The 18578-nt window shown below is 63.7% G+C and carries 20 protein-coding genes; 13 read left to right on the forward strand and 7 right to left on the reverse strand.

Features of this window, described 5'->3' with window-relative positions; genetic code table 11:
- Positions 1-62: 62 nt before the first annotated feature.
- A complete protein-coding gene (locus NLM31_RS14830) occupies positions 63-890 on the forward strand; it encodes an HD domain-containing protein (protein WP_254130075.1) in 828 nt (275 codons plus the stop codon).
- Positions 891-903: 13 nt separating this feature from the next.
- Here NLM31_RS14830 and NLM31_RS14835 read toward each other — a convergent pair whose 3' ends face one another.
- The 3 genes from NLM31_RS14835 to NLM31_RS14845 all read right to left on the reverse strand — a co-directional run bounded on the left by NLM31_RS14835 (position 904) and on the right by NLM31_RS14845 (position 2760).
- Entirely contained in the window at positions 904-1503 is a 600-nt protein-coding gene (locus tag NLM31_RS14835; RefSeq protein WP_254192699.1) for an RNA polymerase sigma factor, read from the reverse strand.
- Positions 1504-1571: 68 nt separating this feature from the next.
- A complete protein-coding gene (locus NLM31_RS14840; RefSeq protein ID WP_254192700.1) occupies positions 1572-2219 on the reverse strand; it encodes a ChrR family anti-sigma-E factor in 648 nt (215 codons plus the stop codon).
- Position 2220: 1 nt separating this feature from the next.
- Positions 2221-2760, reverse strand: coding sequence for a sigma-70 family RNA polymerase sigma factor (locus NLM31_RS14845; protein WP_254192701.1), 540 nt, complete (start codon positions 2758-2760; stop codon positions 2221-2223).
- 344 nt (positions 2761-3104) lie between these two features.
- Between NLM31_RS14845 and NLM31_RS14850 the strand changes: the two genes are divergently transcribed.
- From NLM31_RS14850 to NLM31_RS14885, 8 genes are all read left to right on the forward strand, one after another.
- On the forward strand, positions 3105-4001 hold the full coding sequence (locus tag NLM31_RS14850; RefSeq protein WP_254192702.1) for an alpha/beta fold hydrolase: 897 nt from the start codon (positions 3105-3107) through the stop codon (positions 3999-4001).
- Between the two features lie 78 nt (positions 4002-4079).
- Positions 4080-5603: an FAD-dependent oxidoreductase gene (locus tag NLM31_RS14855; RefSeq protein WP_254192703.1), complete on the forward strand. Its 1524-nt coding sequence runs from the start codon at positions 4080-4082 to the stop codon at positions 5601-5603.
- A gap of 109 nt (positions 5604-5712) precedes the next feature.
- The gene (locus NLM31_RS14860) at positions 5713-6288 is read left to right on the forward strand and encodes an HdeD family acid-resistance protein (protein WP_254130080.1); all 576 of its coding nucleotides are present in this window, start codon (positions 5713-5715) and stop codon (positions 6286-6288) included.
- A gap of 117 nt (positions 6289-6405) precedes the next feature.
- Positions 6406-7617, forward strand: a complete 1212-nt coding sequence (locus tag NLM31_RS14865) for an ABC transporter substrate-binding protein (RefSeq protein WP_254192704.1) — start codon at positions 6406-6408, stop codon at positions 7615-7617.
- A 221-nt stretch (positions 7618-7838) separates the two neighbouring features.
- Positions 7839-9053 (forward strand): acyl-CoA dehydrogenase family protein, encoded by a 1215-nt coding sequence (locus tag NLM31_RS14870; RefSeq protein ID WP_254130082.1) that lies wholly within the window; start codon positions 7839-7841, stop codon positions 9051-9053.
- Positions 9054-9469: 416 nt separating this feature from the next.
- Positions 9470-9961: a septal ring lytic transglycosylase RlpA family protein gene (locus tag NLM31_RS14875; RefSeq protein ID WP_254130083.1), complete on the forward strand. Its 492-nt coding sequence runs from the start codon at positions 9470-9472 to the stop codon at positions 9959-9961.
- Positions 9962-10050: 89 nt separating this feature from the next.
- On the forward strand, positions 10051-10314 hold the full coding sequence (locus tag NLM31_RS14880) for a hypothetical protein (RefSeq protein ID WP_254130084.1): 264 nt from the start codon (positions 10051-10053) through the stop codon (positions 10312-10314).
- Positions 10315-10748: 434 nt separating this feature from the next.
- Positions 10749-11273, forward strand: a complete 525-nt coding sequence (locus NLM31_RS14885) for an AAA family ATPase (RefSeq protein ID WP_254192705.1) — start codon at positions 10749-10751, stop codon at positions 11271-11273.
- 170 nt (positions 11274-11443) lie between these two features.
- On the opposite strand, the gene NLM31_RS14890 is transcribed toward NLM31_RS14885, so the two are convergent.
- Entirely contained in the window at positions 11444-12352 is a 909-nt protein-coding gene (locus NLM31_RS14890; RefSeq protein WP_254192706.1) for a LysR family transcriptional regulator, read from the reverse strand.
- A 127-nt stretch (positions 12353-12479) separates the two neighbouring features.
- Between NLM31_RS14890 and NLM31_RS14895 the strand changes: the two genes are divergently transcribed.
- From NLM31_RS14895 to NLM31_RS14905, 3 genes are read left to right on the forward strand one after another with little or no spacing between them, the layout of a single operon-like run.
- The gene (locus NLM31_RS14895; protein WP_254192707.1) at positions 12480-13709 is read left to right on the forward strand and encodes an MFS transporter; all 1230 of its coding nucleotides are present in this window, start codon (positions 12480-12482) and stop codon (positions 13707-13709) included.
- A gap of 24 nt (positions 13710-13733) precedes the next feature.
- Entirely contained in the window at positions 13734-14150 is a 417-nt protein-coding gene (locus tag NLM31_RS14900) for a cupin domain-containing protein (RefSeq protein ID WP_254192708.1), read from the forward strand.
- A complete protein-coding gene (locus NLM31_RS14905; protein ID WP_254192709.1) occupies positions 14150-15166 on the forward strand; it encodes a zinc-dependent alcohol dehydrogenase family protein in 1017 nt (338 codons plus the stop codon). Before NLM31_RS14900 ends, NLM31_RS14905 begins: the two co-directional genes overlap by 1 nt.
- A 30-nt stretch (positions 15167-15196) precedes the next feature.
- Here the strand turns inward: NLM31_RS14905 and NLM31_RS14910 are convergent, their stop codons facing one another.
- The 3 genes from NLM31_RS14910 to NLM31_RS14920 form a co-directional block, all read right to left on the reverse strand.
- On the reverse strand, positions 15197-16714 hold the full coding sequence (locus NLM31_RS14910) for a M81 family metallopeptidase (RefSeq protein ID WP_254192710.1): 1518 nt from the start codon (positions 16712-16714) through the stop codon (positions 15197-15199).
- Positions 16715-16855: 141 nt separating this feature from the next.
- On the reverse strand, positions 16856-17341 hold the full coding sequence (locus NLM31_RS14915; protein WP_254192711.1) for a low molecular weight phosphatase family protein: 486 nt from the start codon (positions 17339-17341) through the stop codon (positions 16856-16858).
- A gap of 78 nt (positions 17342-17419) precedes the next feature.
- The gene (locus NLM31_RS14920; protein WP_254192712.1) at positions 17420-17917 is read right to left on the reverse strand and encodes a DUF417 family protein; all 498 of its coding nucleotides are present in this window, start codon (positions 17915-17917) and stop codon (positions 17420-17422) included.
- A 210-nt stretch (positions 17918-18127) separates the two neighbouring features.
- On the opposite strand from NLM31_RS14920, the gene NLM31_RS14925 reads away from it, so the two are divergent.
- Positions 18128-18445, forward strand: coding sequence for an antibiotic biosynthesis monooxygenase (locus tag NLM31_RS14925; RefSeq protein ID WP_309143729.1), 318 nt, complete (start codon positions 18128-18130; stop codon positions 18443-18445).
- Positions 18446-18578 lie beyond the last annotated feature (133 nt).

Here is an 18578-nt window from a genome sequence, read left to right on the forward strand (position 1 = left end):
AGGGGCGAGTATGAGGCGTCAGGAGCTAGCGTGGGACACCACCGACAGACGGGGCTGCATCCATGATGACGTTACCGCGACTGGCGGCTGAGTCCCTGGAGAAGCTGCTGGGCACCTTCATGCGTCGCAGGTTCGGCGACGTCGCGGCGAACATTATCGAGAGTGCCACCCGCACCACGATGGAATGTATTGGCAATAGCGACGCGCTCTATCACAACATCGAGCACACGATGCTGGTGACCTTGGCGGGTCATTCCATCCTCAGTGGCCGATATCTCCACACCCATTTGGACGCTGAGGACTACATTCACGTCCTGATCGCTTGTCTTGCTCATGACATCGGCTATGTGCGCGGCCTGTTCGAGGAGGATGATGAAGACGGCTTCGTCATCGACGCGGCCGGCACCAAGGTCTCGCTGCCGCGCGGCGCATCCGACGCCAGCTTGATGGTGTATCACGTTGACCGGTCGAAACTTTATGTAAAGAAGCGGTTGCGGCATATTCCGGGGCTCGATCCCGAACGCATTGCGCGTGCGATCGAGGGCACGCGGTTTCCAGCCCAGCAAGGCCAGGAATATGACGACGATTCCGCGACCCTGCGCGCCGCGGACTTCATCGGGCAGCTCGGCGATCCCAATTATCTGCGCAAGGCCAATGCGCTCTATTACGAGTTCGAGGAGGTCGGCATGAACCGCCAACTCGGCTACGACTCGCCCGCCGACATCGTGAACCGCTATCCACAATTCTATTGGAATAGCGTCGCACCGCACATCCAGACCGAGATCGGCTATCTCAACAAGACCGAGATCGGCCGGCAGTGGATCGCCAATCTCTACAGCAACGTCTTCCGCGCCGAGCGCGATATTTCGCTGTCGGGGCCGCAGAAATAGCCGAGAGCGCGGCTCAGCCGGTCTGCGCCACTGGACCGCTGGCCTCGCCGGCGACGCAATCGCGCCGAACGGAGTCCAGGGTCCGCCGCAGCCAGGTTTTGATCGTGCCGACCGGCACCCCAAAGCGCTGCGCCAACATCAGCCTGCTTTCACCGTCGAGATAGGCCAGCGACAGCAATTGCCGGCGTTGATCCGGGAGCCGTTGGATGGCGCGGATCGCGATGGGTTGGGCGAGGTCGTAGTCGAATGCGTCGTCGGACTCGGAAAGGTCGGGCACCGACAGGGCTTCGTCGAAATCCGCGATCGGCATTTGCTTGAGCCGCGCTGCGTCGATCGCCGTGTGGCGCATGATCGCGCACATCCAGGTGATCGGCGAGGAGCGGCCTGGATCGAAGTGAGCTGCATGCTTCCAGATCTTCAGATAGGCCTCCTGGAGGAGGTCGTCGATATCAGCGCTGGATGGCGCGATCGAGTGGGCGGTCTTGCGAAGCTTGTTGCGCGTCGCGGCAAAAAGTTCGGCGAAGGCCCGCTGGTCGCCGCGCCCGACCCGGGCGAGAAGATGGCTCAAGCGCTCGATCGTCGGATCCCGTGCCGTCAATCTGCCGCAGCTCATGTCCTCGTCCTCCAGCCTGATCTGCCAAGAGAACGACCGCGCAGCGCGACTGGATCACATGAGGGCGTTCAAAGCCGCACGAACGGGGAGATCAACCGGCCGAGCCAGCCGTGCATCTGCAAATCCCCGCTCATTGCGACGAGGCACAGGCACGGCATGTCGCTGCCGACGATCGGCTGATGATCGACCTCGCCGTCGCCGAAGTCGAAATCGCCGGGCCGATATTCGCCGCCCTGATGGCTGAAGCTGCCTTTGAGCACCAGCGTCAGCTCCGTCCCGGTGTGCGTGTGCTCCAGCATGCGCGTGCCGGGTGCCGACCACAGCAGAAACGCGCGCGATTTGTCCGCGCCGGGCAGGATGATCGGCTGCATCTTGACCCCAGGCGCGACGCGCCGGCTCTTGCCGAACCGGCAACGCAGCAGGATCTCCGGGAGGTCGTCGTCGAGCAGCTGCACCGGTTGCGAGGAGGCCGCCGCCGGCGGTGACGCCGGTTCATCGATTCTGGCCAAGAGCGTTGCGAACGCGTCGTCGGCCATTGCGACCGGGGGCGCTTGCTCGAGCGCGGCACCGGCGAGCTGCTCGATCGCGGCGATGAAGCGCTGGCACCGCGGGCATTGTGCTGCATGGACGCCGATGACAAGGCGGTCGGCCTCGTCAAGCCGGCCGGCGGCAAAATCGGCCAGCAGATCCTCGGGGGGATGATGGTTGATGGTCATGTCAATCGTCCAAGAGATCTCTAAGCCGCGCCATGGCAAGCCTGATGCGAGACTTGACCGTTCCGAGCGGAAGTCCGAGCCGTTGGGCGATCTCGCCGTGCGGCTGCTCGTCGATGAACGACATCCGGATCACCGTGGATTGCTCCTCCGATAATCGCAGCAGCGCTGCCGCCACGCGCGAGACGTCGTCGCTCCGGGTCATCATGGTCTCCGGCGATTCCGCGACCTCGGGCGTCTCATCCCGTTCTGCGCTCGCATTGGCCTTGGCCTGCCGCGCCGCCTGCCTTGCGGAATCGATGCGCAGATTGCGCGCGATCGTGAAGATCCATGCGGCCGCACCTGCGGACGCCGGATCGAACTGGGCTGCCTTCCGCCAAACCGTCAGCAGCGTATTCTGCGCGATTTCCTCCGCGGCGTCGGCGGTCATCCCGGTCTTGACCAGGAATCCCTTCACGCGCGGAGCAAAATGCTCGAACAAAAGCTTGAACGCGTCCCGATCGCCATGGGCCGCGACGCGTCCGATCAATTCAGCCCATTCCACTGTCGCCTTGGGCCTTTCGCCTATGAACCGTCGAGGCCGATCCCGCCGGGGAGCCGCCGCAAGGTGGCCGCGCCACAAGGGCCTGCTCACAGCTCGAAGACCGGCGTTCATGGAGCCTCGGTTGACATGTCGCTTCCATAACGACGGACGCGGTCATCCGGATCACCTCCAGAAGCCCTTAGTTTTAAGGGCCCGGCTCGACGACGACAAGCACCGGTCTCATTGGCCGTGGTTCGAACCGCCGGCTCGCATGTCCGGGGCAGGCATGCAGGGAACGGCATTCGATAGGAGTTGGAACACCGCGCGGCGCGCGGTAATCTGTTGCCGCGAAGCGAGGGTGCAGCATGCAACAGAAATCCGTCACGACCGACATCCTCGACATCGCCTATCTCGAATACGGCGCGCCGGATGGCTGGCCCTGCATCATGGGCCACGGCTTTCCCTACGACGTGAACGCCTATGCCGAGGCCGCGCCGCTGATCGCGCAAGCGGGCGCGCGGGTGCTGGTGCCTTATCTGCGCGGCTACGGGCCGACGCGGTTTCGCTTCCCCGAGACGCTGCGCTCCGGCGAGCAGGCGGCGCTCGGCGCCGATCTGCTCGCCTTCATGGATGCGCTCGGCATCAGCCGCGCCGTCGTCGGCGGCTATGATTGGGGCGGGCGCGCGGCCTGCGTCGTCTCGGTGCTGCATCCCGAACGCGTGGTCGGGCTGGTCACGGGCAATTCCTACAACATCCAGGATATCGCCCGCTCCATGGAGCCGGCCTCGCCGCCGCAAGAAGCCGCGCTGTGGTATCAATATCTCTTCCACAACGAACGCGGCCGCCGCGCGCTGGAGCGCAATCGCCGCGGCTTTGCCCGTCAACTCTGGGCGATGTGGTCGCCGACATGGGCCTTCGACGACGCGACCTTCGAGAAGAGCGCCGTTTCGTTCGACAATCCCGACTTTGTCGACGTCGTGATCCATTCCTATCGCCACCGCTATGCGCTGGTCGAAGGCGATCCCGCCTATGCGGCGGTCGAGGCAAAGCTTGCAGAGCAGCCGCCGGTCCGCGTTCCCACGATCGCGATCGACGGTGACAGCGATGGCGTCATTTCCGGCACCGCGCACCACGCGCGCAAGTTCGAGGGCTTTTTCAAGCGGCGCGTCTTCGCCGGTGCGGGCCACAATCTGCCGCAGGAGCGGCCGGCCGAATGGGCCCAGGCCGTGATCGACGTGCGCAAGGCGGCCGCAGGATCCTGATTTTCGCGATTCCAGGAACTTTTCGCCGTCGCCGTCGTCCAATCCTGAGCTGCGCGTCAAGCTGCCAGGGAGATGACCATGACCGAGGACAAGAAGCCGAGCGGGCCCGACTTGACCAGGGGCGTGTCGCCGAGCGAGTTCAAGGACGGCAAGCTGCTCGGCCATGTCGGCGAGGACGACGTCCTGCTGGTGCAGGCCGGCAGCGATGTCTTTGCGATCGAGCCGTCCTGCAGCCACTATCACGGCCCGCTCGCCGAAGGGCTGGTGGTGGGCGATACCATCCGCTGCCCCTGGCACCACGCCTGCTTCTCCATGCGCACAGGCGAGGCGACGCGGCCGCCGGCGTTGAGCGCCCTGGCCGTGTGGGAGGTGACGCGCGATCGCGACAAGATCATCGTTGCGCGCAAGCGCGAGGCACCAAAACCGTCGTCAGCTCATCGCAGCGCACCGACAGGCGAAAAGTTCGTCATTGTCGGCGGCGGTGCGGCCGGCTTCGCGGCGGCCGAGACGCTTCGCCGCGAAGGATTTGCCGGCGCCATCACCCTGCTCAGCAGTGACGGCGCGATGCCGGTCGATCGGCCCAACCTCTCCAAGGACTATCTCGCCGGCAATGCGCCGGAGGACTGGCTGCCGCTGCGCAGCGAGGATTTTTACCAGGACGCCGGCATCGATCTCCGGCTCAACACCAATGTCTCAGCCATCGATCCGAAGACACGCAGCGTGACGCTCGGCCATGGCGACAAGCTGCCGTTCGACCGGCTGCTGCTTGCGACCGGTGCAGAGCCCGTCAAACTCCAGATCCCCGGCGCCGACCAGCCGCATGTCCACACCTTGCGCTCGGTGGCCGACAGCCGCGCCATCATCAAGGCCGCGAGCGGCGCCAAGCGCGTGCTGGTGATCGGCGCGAGTTTCATCGGCCTCGAGGTCGCGGCGTCGCTGCGCGCGCGCAAGCTCGAGGTGCATGTGGTCGCGCCCGAGGAGCGGCCGATGCAGAAGGTGCTCGGGCCTGACATGGGCGACTTCGTTCGCACGCTGCACGAGCAGAACGGCGTCAATTTCCACCTGAAGGACACGGTCACGACGCTCGACGGCACGCGTGCGATGCTGAAGAGCGGAGCCGTGATCGATGCCGACCTTGTCGTGGTCGGCATCGGCGTCAAGCCGCGGCTTGCGCTGGCCGAGCAGGCGGGTCTTGCCATCGATCATGGCGTCAGCGTGAACGACTATCTCGAGACCAGCGCATCCGGCATCTTCGCCGCCGGCGATATCGCGCGATGGCCCGATCCGCATTCGGGGCAGAACATCCGCGTCGAGCACTGGGTGGTCGCGGAGCGGCAGGGCCAGACCGCGGCGCGCAACATGCTCGGCAAGCGCGAACGCTTCGACGCGGTGCCGTTCTTCTGGAGCCAGCATTACGACGTCCCGATCAACTATGTCGGCCATGCCGAGAGCTTCGACGACATCGCCGTCGACGGCAGTATTCCGGACAAGGACTGCCTGCTCAGGTACCGCAAGGGCGGCCGTGTGCTCGCGATTGCCTCAATTTACCGGGATCTCGACAGTCTCAAGGCCGAGCTGGAGATGGAGCGGTCGCGGCCTTGATTTGCGTCAAGGCTGGCGGCCTCCGCGGCTGCTCTGCTGGCTGTCGTCCTGGTGCCATCAGTGCTATCCTGAGATGTGCTCTGGGTCTTCACATTCAGGAGTAGCCGTCATGACAAGCGCTTCGGATACGTCTCCCAACCTCGGCCTCGGCTCGGGCCTTGCTGCGCTGCACGCCAAATGGGGCTGGATCGTCGCCCTCGGCGTCGTCTATCTCGTCACCGGCTTCATCGCGCTCGGCAGCATGGTGATGGCGACGGTGGCGAGCGTGCTGGTGGTCGGTGCGATGATGGTCGTCGCAGGGTTCACCGAGGTGATCGGCGCCTTCCAGATGAAGAGCTGGGGAAAGTTCACGCTCTGGGCCCTGCTCGGCGCGCTCTACATCGTCGCGGGCTTCCTGACCTTCGAGAACCCGCTGTTTGCAGCAGCGCTGCTGACGCTGTTCCTGGGTGCCTCGCTGCTCGCCTCCGGCGCGGTGCGGCTGTTCCTCGCTTTCAGCATGAAGCGCGAGAGCCCGTGGGTCTGGGTCGCGCTGTCCGCGATCATCACGCTGCTGCTTGGGCTGTTGATCCTGGCGCGCTGGCCGGTCAACAGTGTCTACATTCTCGGCCTGTTCCTCGGCATCGATCTGATCATGGCGGGCGCCGGCTGGATCAGCCTCGGCTTCAGCATGAAGCGGCGCGGCTGATCGATCAGCAACTCGACGCAAGACCATCTTGCGGAACTCCGCTGAGCTGACGCGCTGGCAAAAGGCAGCACGCCGCGCGGTCGCCTCGCGCGGACGATGAAGCTCCGGGGAGAAACCATGAAAGCCGCTTTGGTCCTGGCCGCAGCGCTGGCTGCCGCCTGTCTGTCCGCGCCTGCCTCCGCACAGAAATCCTACGGTCCAGGGGTCACCGACACCGAGATCAAGATCGGCAACACCATGCCCTATAGCGGGCCGGCGTCGCCGCTCGGCATCACCGGGCGGGTGCTGTCGGCCTATTTCGAAGAGATCAACGACAAGGGCGGCGTCAACGGCCGCAAGCTCAATCTGTTGTCGCTCGACGACGCCTTCTCGCCGCCGAAGACCATGGAAGCGGCGCGGCGGCTGGTCGAGGGCGACGGCGTCGCCTTCATCTTCGCGACCATGGGGACCGCGCCAAGCTCGGCGATCGCAAAATATCTCAACAGCAACAAGGTGCCGCAGCTGTTCTTGATCAGCTCGGCCTCGAAGTGGAACGATCCCGCCAACATGCCGTGGTCGATGGCGCTGCCCTGGGCGCCGAACTACACCAGCGAAGCCGCGATCGATGTGGCCTATGCCCGCGCCAAGAATCCGAACGCGCGCTTCGCCGTGCTCTACCAGAACGACGACGCCGGCAAGGAATATTTTCGCGGCGTCAAGGAAGCGCTCGGCGCTGACGCCGACAAGGCGATCGCGATGGCCTCGAGCTTCGAGGTCACCGATCCCACCGTCGATTCCCAGGTGCTGACGCTGGCCAACACCAAGGCCGACGTCTTCATGATCTACTCGGTGACGCCGCGCGCCTGCGCGCAAGCGATCCGAAAAGCGCATGAGGTCGGCTGGCAGCCGACGCGCTTCCTGGCCTCCGGCTGCGCCAACAAGGCGACCGTGATGGCGCCGGCGGGCCTCGACGCCGGCAAGGGCGTGCTGTCGCTCGGCTCGCTCAAGCCGTTCACGGCCGAGCCGAAGGACGATCCGGCGATGTCGGCCTATATCGACTTCATGAAGCGGCGCCTGCCCAATGCCGACATCAACAACGTCGCCGCGCTCTACGGCTATACGGTGGCCGAAGCGCTGGTGGTGGTGCTGAAGCAGTGCAAGGACAATCTGACGCGCGAGAACATCATGGCGCAGGCCTCGAACCTGAAGAACGTGCCGCTGTCGCTGCTGCTGCCTGGGATCACGCTCAACACCACGCCGCAGGATTTCCGTCCGATCAAGGACGGCTACATGCTGCAGTTCGACGGCAATGATTGGGTGGTTGCGAGCGAGCTGCTGAAGGGGACCTAACGTGCCGCAGAGACAGTGCACCCTCTCCCCTTGCGGGAGAGGGTGGATCGCCGCGAAGCGGCGAGACGGGTGAGGGGTATATCTCCGCGAGTCGAGTTGTCATTTGAATATATGGAGAGATACCCCTCATCCGGCGCTTCGCGCCACCTTCTCCCGCAAGGGGAGAAGGGAAGAGGCACCTTCATCAGGCGCGGCTTTCTCGACGCGAACAGGAGACCATCATGGACTTTCAACACTCCGCCCGTTCGCTCGAGCTGCAGGAGCGCGTCGGCCGGTTCATGCGGACGCATGTCGAGCCGGTCGAGGAACTCTATTACGAGCAGGTGAAGCCGGAGGCCGCGCGCTACAAGACACCGCAAGTGCTGCAGGATCTGAAGCGGCTGGCGCAGGAGCAGGGGCTCTGGAACCTGTTTCTGTCAGGTGAACACGGACCCGGCCTGACCAATCTCGAATACGCGCCCGTGAAGGAGATCATGGGCCGCATCCTCTGGGCGCCCGAAGTGTTCAATTGCTCGGCGCCCGATGTCGGCAACATGGAGGTGCTCGCCAATTACGGCACCAAGGCGCAGCAGGAGCGCTGGCTGAAGCCGCTGCTGGAAGGCCGCATCCGCTCCGGTTTCTCGATGACCGAGCCGCAGGTCGCCTCCAGCGATGCCACCAACATCCAGTGTGCGATCACGCGCGACGGCGACGACTACGTCATCAACGGGCGGAAGTGGTTCACCTCGGGCGCGATGAACGAGGATTGCGAGATCCTGATCGTGATGGGCAAGACCGCGCCCGACGATCCTGATCGTCATCGCCAGCAATCCATGATCCTGGTGCCGAGAGCGACGCCCGGCGTCCGCATCATCAGGGACATGCTCACCTATGGCTATGACGACGCGCCGGTCGGCCATCCCGAGATCGTCTACGAGAATGTCCGCGTGCCCGCCGAGAACATGCTGCTCGGCGAGGGCCGCGGCTTCGAGATCGCGCAAGGCCGGCTCGGCCCCGGCCGCATCCATCATTGCATGCGGCTGATCGGCTGCGCCCAGCGTGCCCTCGAATTGATGTGCCAGCGCTCGGTCTCCCGCGTTGCGTTCGGCAAGCCGCTCGCCGAGCAGGGCTCGGTGCGCGAGGACATTGCGCATTCCTTCTGCGAGATCGCGCAGGCGCGACTGCTCACGCTGCAGGCCGCCGACAAGATGGACCGCGAAGGCAACAAGGCTGCGCGTGACCTGATCGCCGCGGCCAAGATCGTGGTGCCCAGCATGGCCGCCCGCGTGATCGATCGCGCCATCCAGATCCATGGCGCCGCCGGCGTCTCGCAGGATACGTTCCTCGCGCGTGCCTACGTCTATGCGCGCTTCATCCGCATCGGTGATGGCCCGGATCAGGTGCATCTCGCCGCCGTCGGCAAGGAGCTGATCAAGCGCGGCGGCGTGATGGGGTAGCGAGGTTGGCGCCTCGTCGTCATCGCAATTTGAAGTCGAATCTCCGCTGCTTTCCGTGAGTTCGCAGTAGCTGCGTGAGCGCTGATCGTTGCGGAACAACGACATGCAGCGTGGCTGCAGTGTGGCGTCATTGCGGTTTTCGCGCGCGCTGCGCCATGCATCTTCGTCGCTGACCACGTAAGACTCCGGATGTCGTGATGCGCGATTCTTCGGAGTCATGTTGCTGACGCATTCCCTGTCTTAGACGTCGACAACGAAAACACTGTGCGGGACCGCTCTGGTTCCTGCGACGGTTCCGCAGCCAGGGGTTGGCGCGAATCCGCAAAAGACTGGCGCAAGTTCAAAACGCTTCCGCGTTTGCTTGACCAGGTTCTGCGGCCTCGGGAACCGGACGATCGAAAATCAAAGGAGATGTAATGGTGTTCCGCTCGAGCGCCGCAATTTGCGGCGCCCTGGCTACGCTTGCCGTTTCTGTCAGCGTTGCTCGTAGTGAAACAGTTGGGGTTCATTCAAGTGCCGTCGTCGATGCTGCCTCGGGCAAGAGGATCGTTGGCGCAGCATCCACGTATAATCCATTCAAGCCCGGCAAGGAGGAAGGCGGTCCAAAGACAGCCTCGGGCGAGCGCTATGATCCCGAGGTCTGGACGGCTGCGATCAAGACGAGCCTGCGTCAGAAATTCGGTGGGGTCCAATTCGGTGCGAGACCGAAATTCGCGCTGGTCGAGGCCATCGGCAAGAAGGTCATCGTCAAGATCAATGACGTGGGGCCGCTCAGGCCCGGCCGCATCATCGACCTCAATGAGCGGACCATGCGCCATTTCGATCCGAGCATGGAGCGCGGAGTCATTCCTGACGTGACGGTCACGCCGCTGGCCGGCGACGACTGGACTTGCGGGCCGGTTGGCTGAACGTTCGTTGATCTGGATCAACGAGGACATGCCGCGGGATGGCGCGATGCAATTGCGCCATCCCATCCGCATCGCACCGGAGCCCCGTCATGTGGGTCCTGATGTACGTGTTTTCCTATTCGATCAGTCCGGCCGCGACCAACGACCGGACCGAATGGCGGCTGCTGCCGACCGTCGTGTTTCAGGAATTCTCGACCGAGGAGCGGTGCAAGGCGGCCAAGTCGACGCTCGAGGCGAGCCTGAGTCAGGCGGGAGCCAGGTTGAAGAGCGGCCTGGAAGATCTGAAGAGCCTGGGAAAGGCCGATCCAAGTCAGATCATCATCGCCTACAACGTGGAATGCCTGCCGAAATAGGCTGAACAACTTACCTGCTTGGCCCTGCGGCGAACGAGACCTGCCGTCGCCCGTAAATCTCCCAATGGACGTTTTGGCACAAACTGCACAGGTCCTTGACTTGATCATCGGTTAAGTTCGGGCATGGGCATTGAGTTGATCGTGCGTGTGGTGACCATTGCGGCCGGTGTTTTCACCGTCGTCGCCGTGTCCGCGCTCGTATTGCTCCATTGATCTATCTCAACTGGCGACCCCGGCGCGGGTGTTTCCTGCGATCGGCAGGACATGCAAGCGGGGTGCAACGATGCGGCCGTGGGCTTTGCATTCGCTGGTTTGGGGCCTGACCGCCATCGGCCTGATCGCCATCGTCTCCATGATGCTCTGAGAATGATGCTCTGAGACGATGGGCCTGCGCGGCCCATTGCAGGCTGCAGCATGGCGATGGATGATGAGGCATGGCAGGTCAACATCCCATCCCCACCCTCATCGTCTTCGGCGGCCTTCCCGGTACCGGGAAGACCACGCTCTCGCGCGAACTGACGCGACGGTTGGCCGCGACCTATATCCGCGTCGACGCGATCGAACAGACCCTGCGCACGGCGGGCCAGGACGTCGGCCCGATGGGCTACGTCATCGCCAATGCACTGGCGGGAGAAAATCTGCGGCTCGGCCGCATGGTCGTCGCGGACTGCGTCAATCCAGTGCAGGCAAGCCGTGACGGCTGGCGGCAAACGGCCATGCAGGCATCGGCGCGCATCGCCGAGATCGAAGTGATCTGCAGCGACGTGGCTCTGCACCGGCAGCGCGCGGAAGCGCGCGCGTCGGACATCGCGGGCCTCAAACTGCCGGGCTGGCAGGACATCGTCGGCCGGCATTATGAGTCATGGGATCGCGACCGTCTGGTGCTCGATACCGCCGATGATTCGATCGATCAACTGCTCGAACGTGCCGAGAGTTATGTTCGCGACGGGATCGGGTGATCCGGTTTCACGCCCGCGCGACATTTTGTCAGCACGATCCCGTCATCATCCGTTCAAGATTCGCGGCTAATGTTTCATTCGACGGTTGGTTCGCCGGATGTACGCGGACTGGATCGCAAGCCTCGGCCTTCGTGCCGGGGCTTTTCGTTTTTGGAGCACGAAAAAGCGGGTCAGCCGCGCTTTCTTCGCGCTTCGTTGTAGCGGAGCGCGTCGACGATCACCTTGAACGCCGCCGAGTTCTGCCGTGAGGTCGGATAGTAGATGTAGTAGCCGTCGAATTTCGGCGACCAGTCGTCGAGCACGATGACGAGCTCGCCGGACCGGAGCTGCCGCGTCACCATGTCCTCGGGAAGGTAGGCGATGCCGAAGCCGTTCACGGCCGCCTCGATCATGGCGCGGGAGTCGTTGAAGGTCAGTTGCCCCTCGACCCGCACCCGGAGGTCGGGACCATTTTTGGCGAACTCCCACACATAATGGCCACCGGCCGCCGCGCGCCGCTTGATGCAGACGTGATCGAGGAGATCCTGCGGATGCTTCGGCTTCGGATGCTGTTTCAGATAGGCAGGCGAGGCGACCGCGACCAGCCGCCAATCCGGGCCGACGCGCACGGCGATCATGTCCTTCTCGGCGCTCTCGCCGAGGCGGATGCCGGCATCGAAACCGTCTTCGACGATGTTGCGAAAGGCCGTGTCGAGGCTGAACTCGACCTTGATGTCGGGATACTTTTTTAGCACCGGCGCCAGCTTCGGCCAGACCACCTTGTCCAGCGCGTGGTCCGAGAGCGTGATCCGGATGGTGCCGGACGGCGTGTCGCGCAGCGACATCAGCGCGGCGATATCGCGCTCGATCTCCTCGATGCGCGGTGCGACTGACTGCTGCAGTCGCTCGCCGGCCTCGGTCAGGCCGACACTTCGGGTCGTGCGCGTGAGAAGCCGCAGGCCCATCTGCGATTCCAGCCGCTTGATCGTATGGCTGAGCGTCGACTGCACGACGCCCAGTTTGGCGGCGGCCTTCGTGAAGCTGCGCTCGCGGGCGACCGCCACGAAAGCCAGCAGATCGTTGAAATCCTGAGCTGCCATGGCCGTTACTATTCATGGCCCACATCGATTAATGCAAGCAAATTATAGCGGCTAATCGAACGCCGCACGGGGCTCTATGTGTTGCGATGAACGGCGCCGGGCTTGGGCGCTTACATACGGAACCCCTATGGACGTCACGACAGATCAGAAGACAGTGCAGCCGATGGCCGCATGGAGTGCGGTTTTCGCCGTATCTCTTTGCGCCTCGACGCTCGTCGCAACCGAATGGATGCCGGTGAGCCTGCTCACGCCGATTGCGGACACTCTCCAACTGACGGAAGGACAGGCCGGGCAAGCGATTTCCATCTCCGGCCTGTTTGCTATTCTCACCAGTCTTTTCATCTCGGCGTCGACGCGCGGGATCGATCGTCGATCGGTGCTGCTGGGGCTCACTTGTATTACGCTGGTTTCCGGTGTCGTCGTGGCGTTCGCGCCGAACTACCCGGTCTTCATGCTCGGGCGCGCTTTGGTGGGCATGGCCGTCGGCGGCTTCTGGTCGATGTCTGCCGCAACCATGATCCGCATCGTGCCCGCGAAGGACGTGCCGCGCGCACTCTCGGTTCTTAACGGTGGGAACGCGCTGGCAACGACGATTGCCGCGCCGATGGGAAGCTTCCTCGGGCAATATATCGGCTGGCGGGGTGCGTTCTTCTGCGTCGTGCCGATCGCGGCGCTGACCCTGCTTTGGCAATTCGTCACGCTGCCGAAGATGCCGAGCCAGGAGCGCGCAGGCGCGGCGGCCGCCTTCAAGGTCCTGCGCCGACCGGAAGTGCCCTACGGCATGCTTGCAGCGGCGTTGTTCTTCCTCGGGCAGTTCTCGCTGTTCACCTACCTGCGGCCGTTCTTCGAAACGATCACGCGCATCGACGTCACGACCATTTCGGCGTTGCTGCTCGTGATGGGCGTGGCCGGTCTCATCGGCACGTCGTTGATCGGGATCGTCATCCGCGAACGGCTTTACACCTCCCTCGCTGTCATGCCGTTCGCGATGGCCCTGATTGCCATCGCGCTGACGGTCTTCGGATCCTCATTCGCCGCAACTGCTGCGCTGATATTCTTGTGGGGCTTCATTGGCACTGCTGCACCGGTCGGCTGGTGGACCTGGCTCAGCAAAGCCTTGCCGGATGACGCGGAAGCAGGCGGAGGCCTTATGGTCGCGGTGGTTCAGCTCGCGATCACGCTGGGCGCAGCAGGCGGCGGCGTGCTGTTCGACAGCAACGGCTATCGTGCCACGTTCCTGTTCAGCGGCGTTATCCTCGTTCTCTCTTCGATCGTCATTCTGATCGGAGCGCTGCGCCGCAAGGTGAAAGCGGACTCGCAGTGCGCCGCCTGCGTGCCGGCGAGCGCCACTCCATAACGCAACTCATCAAGGAGGCAACAGATGCAGATTCGACAAGCAGGCTCCCAGGCGTCGATGCGGGCTCCGGCGGAGTATTTCACCGGCACGGTCCGTATCGATCCCCTGTTTCCGGCCACAGATCCGTCGCGCGTCGCCGGCAACCACGTCACGTTCGAGCCCGGCGCGCGCACGGCGTGGCATACGCACCCGTTCGGTCAAACCCTCATCGTCACGTCCGGCCGCGGCCGCGTGCAGCGTTGGGGCGGACCGATCGAGGACATCCGGCCAGGCGACGTGGTCTCGTTCGAGCCCGGTGAGAAGCACTGGCACGGGGCGTCGCAACAGACGGCCATGAGCCATATCGCCATCCAGGAGGCGCTTAACGGCAGCCCGGTCGAATGGATGGAAAAGGTCAGCGACGAACAGTACGGCGCAGCTGCCGCCAACGGAGACCGATAATGAAAGCAACCGTCCTCCATGGGCCCGGCGATGTCCGCTATGAAACCGTCGACGATCCCAGGATCATTCACCCGACCGACGCCATCATCAAGCTGTCGGCCACCTGCATCTGCGGTTCCGACCTCTGGCCCTATCGCGGGCTACAGCCGAAGGAAGGCCCCGCTCATATGGGGCACGAATATTGCGGCGTTGTGATCGAGGTCGGCAGCGCGGTGCGGACCATCAGGCCCGGCCAGTTCGTCGTCGGCTCGTTTTGCCTTTCGGACAACACCTGCCCGCATTGCAAATTCGGTTTCCAGTCGTCGTGTGAGCAGCGGGAGTTCATGTCGGGCGCGCAGGCTCCCTACGCGCGCGTTGCGCTCGCCGATGGCACGCTGGTTGCGACCAGCGAGATGCCGGGACGCGATCTCGTCCCGCATCTGCTCGCGACCTCCGACGTGCTCGGGACCGGCTGGTACGCGGCAGACGCTGCGAACGTAAAGCAAGGCTCGGTGGTCGCGGTGGTCGGCGACGGTGCTGTCGGCCTCATGGGTGTGCTTGCAGCGAAAGAGATGGGCGCGGAGCGCATCATCGCCATGAGTCGCCACAAGACTCGGCAGGATCTGGCCCGGGAGTTCGGCGCCACCGATATCGTCGTCGAGCGTGGCGCCGAAGGCATCGCGCGCGTCAAGGAGCTGACCCGGGGCATCGGCGCCGACTCGGTGCTCGAATGCGTCGGTACGCAGGAAGCCATGTCACAGGCCATCGAGTGCACGCGTCCGGGCGGCACGATCGGCTATGTGGGCGTTCCCCATGGCGTGACTTTCGATGGCCAGGCGCTATTCTTCGGGCAGCGGCGCATGCTCGGCGGTCCCGCTCCGGTGCGGCGGTTCCTGCCCGATCTCATGGAGCGGGTGCTCAATGGACGGATTCAGCCGGGCAAGGTGTTCGATCTCACGCTGCCGATCGATCAGGTCGCCGAAGGCTACAAGGCCATGGACGAGCGCCGCGCGATCAAGACGATGCTGACGGTGTGACGGCGGGGCAGGGCGCCCGAGCGACGAGATTCAACCGGGCGGGATTTCGTCGAGCGGCCAGATGGGACGGCGGACTTTTCGGTAGGACAGCTTGCTGTGATCGTTGGTGGCAAGGCCGCCGCTGTCGGCCAGGATCACCTCCTTGGCCATAGGCCCGAAGGCAGCCCGGAAGTGGTGCGCAGACTTGACTGCGACGATCCGGAATTGAGCCGGTTCTGCTCCGAGAATTCGGAACATTTCCTGATCGTAGGTCTGCAGCGTGTTGGTCGAGATCGCGATCGAGATGCCGTTGACCTCGAGCAAGGCCGTGGGCCCGAGCGTCATGGGCTGACCGGCATTCATCGGCCCCTCGCAGACGAAGGCGCCGTCCGACAGGCCGGTCACCCGACCGGTGAGCGTGAGCGGAGGTCCGTAGCTGGCGGGATGCCGCTTGGCGCCGACCACGACATCCAGGCTGGCCCCAAGGCCCGCGGCATGGCAGCGCGCCGCGGCTTCGGGATCGCCGAGGACGCCGAACAGCACGCTTTGGATGTCGGCCTGCAGCAGAGCCTCCAGCAGGCGGACACCGTCGCCGTAGGCGCCCGAGCCCGGGTTGTCGCTGAAATCGCCGATCACCAGGGGACGGGTATCCGCGATGTCAGCTGCGGCTGCGGCGGCAAGCCTCATTGCGGTCGGCAAGTCCAGCGGTGTGACCGTGACCTCGGCGCGCCGGCGGATCATCTCGTCCTGGAGCGCAGTTGCGGCCTGCCGCGCGGCCGCTTCGGCGGCGTTGTGGGAGGCATCATAGGTGACCTGAACGCTGGGGCCGACCTCGGCAATATCAGCGCGGCTGAAGCCCGCGCAGACATCGACGGACAAAAGGCCGGGCGTTTGCGCCTGCATGTCCGCAGCGCGCACCAGCAGGTCGCTCATCACCCCGCCCTGGGTCCGCCCGTGATTGCATCCGTCGAGCAGAGGTCCCTGCAGGCGGAACACTTTCGGGCGGGTCGCGCCGTCCATCGCCGATTGCAGCAGTTCAGCGGCGCGAAACGCCGTCTCATATTGGTCGATGTGCGGGTAGGTGCGGTAGGGCAGCATGATGCTGGCCAGCCGGCCCATGCGTTCAGTGACGTTGGCATGCAGATCGAGCGTCACCGCAATCGGGATTTTTTCGCCGAGACGCTTGCGCAATCCTTCCAGCAGCGCCCCCTCGGCGTCGTCGTCGGTCTCGGTCACCATTGCGCCGTGCAATGCGAGCATGACGCCGTCGAACGGCCCCGTTTCGCAGGCATCAAAGACCAGGCGCTGCAATTCGGCCCAGCACTCGGCCGTCACCTTTCCGGATGGGGTGGCCGCGGCGGCGACCGGCTGCACTAGGGTCCAGCCGTATCGTCTGGCTGCGGCCAGATGCGCGGCGATCTCCATCCTGGTGTCGGCCAGCGCGGCGGCGATCTCGGTATCACGCAGAAACAGCCGCTTGCGATAATCCTCGAGCGTCGTCGGAACGATCGAGAAAGTGTTGGTCTCGTGGGCGACCTGTGCCGAGAGAACGCGCCGCGTCTGACTCATGGAATTTCCCTTTTTTGGTCTTGCTTCATCCAATCCGGCGAAAGCTCAGCCGCGTCGGCACACATCGATCTCCTGCCTGCCGCGATGCATCCTCGCCACGCCTTGCGTCATATGCAATAGGCTAGTGCAATAGGCTTGCCGCTATCGGTCGCGGCTCTGCAGGCTCCCGATCAGCCGCCCAACCAGCTCATCGATCTTGCCCAGCGCCGTTGGCGGATCGAGGAACTCGATATCGTCCACGTTCCAGTATTCGACGCGATGGGAAACCTCGGCAAAGCGACGCTCGATCATCGGGCGATGCTCGGCGTCCTTCAGCGCGACCACGAGCGTCGCCTCTGCGAAGTCGGCGACGGTGCAAAGTACCGGACCGCGCGCAGCGCCTCCCGGCGCGATGCCTTTGGCCTGCAAGGCGTTCAACGTGTAGGGCGACATCGGCCCCACGTTTTCAGGGAAAAGCTTGTCGGCGACGCCGCGCGAGAAGGCATGCCAACCCAGCCCTTCGCGCCCGGCCTGATGGTTGAACAGCTCTTCGGCGTAGCGGCTTCGATAGTAGTTGCCCGTGCAGAGAAACAGCACGCGATTGGTCTTGTTCATCAAAGCCGTGATTCCACCGACGATCTGCCCCATGCCAGTTGGCGGTCATGTGGTCCTGCAAGAACAAGTTAGCACGGCTCCGCGCCGAGTGACACGTGGCTCTTTGAGCCCTCAACAGCGCAGCCGCGTAACGACCTGTGGAAGCGACGCCAGCAGCAGCACGACGCAGACGCAAAGCAGCACAATGTCCTTGAACAGGAACTCGCCTGCCAGATTCCAGGCCATGGGGTCGGTCGAGATGCTCCATGTCACGACGCCCGGCGTGGTGAAAAAGAACGACCACGTGACGGCGAAAGTGACCACGCCCATCAATGATCCCAGCGCCGAGAGGATCGGGCTGAAGGCACCGGCAACCAGCAAGGCCGCAATCACGAATTCGGTGACGCCGAGAAAGTAGGCTTCGCCCCGCAATCCGAAGATCGATAGCCACGAGACAAACGGGCTGTTGCTGATGAATTGCGCGATGCCCTGGGCCGACTGCGGCGTGAATTTCTGCATACCGAACGACACGAAGATCACGACCATGACCCAGCGCAGGATCGCCAGCGGTCGATAGGAACCAGCCCCGTTTTCTGCGATGTGGAAGTTTGTTCTCACTAGTTCAGTCATTTCACCGCCTTTGATGATGCATTCATTGCTGGCGTTACGGTCGCGCCTCCGCGCTCGTTACGCGCGCTGCGCGCGTTTCAGTTCACGATTGTGTGCGTGCAGCCCTAGCGAAAATGTCAGGGAGCGCGGGAATAATTGATCTCGAAACGTAATAATGGCCGTTTGCCCCCGAACTCTCTCCTGGGCTCGAATTCAATACGGAGAACGACAATGCTTGGTGAGGTGATCGTGATCGGAGATCTCAAGCTGCGAGACGGCGCGTCGGGGGATGCGTACGATCGCCTCGGTGAGCGCATGTATGAGATCGTGAGCGGCCTTCCGGGATTTCAGTCCGTGAAATCATTCAAGGCGGATGACGGAGAGGAAATCACCGTGTTTCGCTTCGCCTCGGAACAGGCGCTCGAAGGCTGGCGGACCCATCCCGAACATATCGAAGCCATGAAGCGAGGTCATGCCGAATTCTACGCCAGTGGATTTTTGCAGATCTGCAAGGTCGTCCGCGAAGTCGGCCCGTTCGAGCACGGGTGATGCGGTCCGGCGGTGCCGGACGGTGTCTGCGGCAGGCGTGTTCAGTCGTCGCCTGAGGTTCGGGGGCACCCATGATGACATCATGCCGGTGTTTTGCCCGATGTGTCAAATTTATTTCGTAAAATCAGCAATC

The organism is Bradyrhizobium sp. CCGUVB4N, assembly GCF_024199945.1.
Taxonomy (GTDB): domain Bacteria; phylum Pseudomonadota; class Alphaproteobacteria; order Rhizobiales; family Xanthobacteraceae; genus Bradyrhizobium.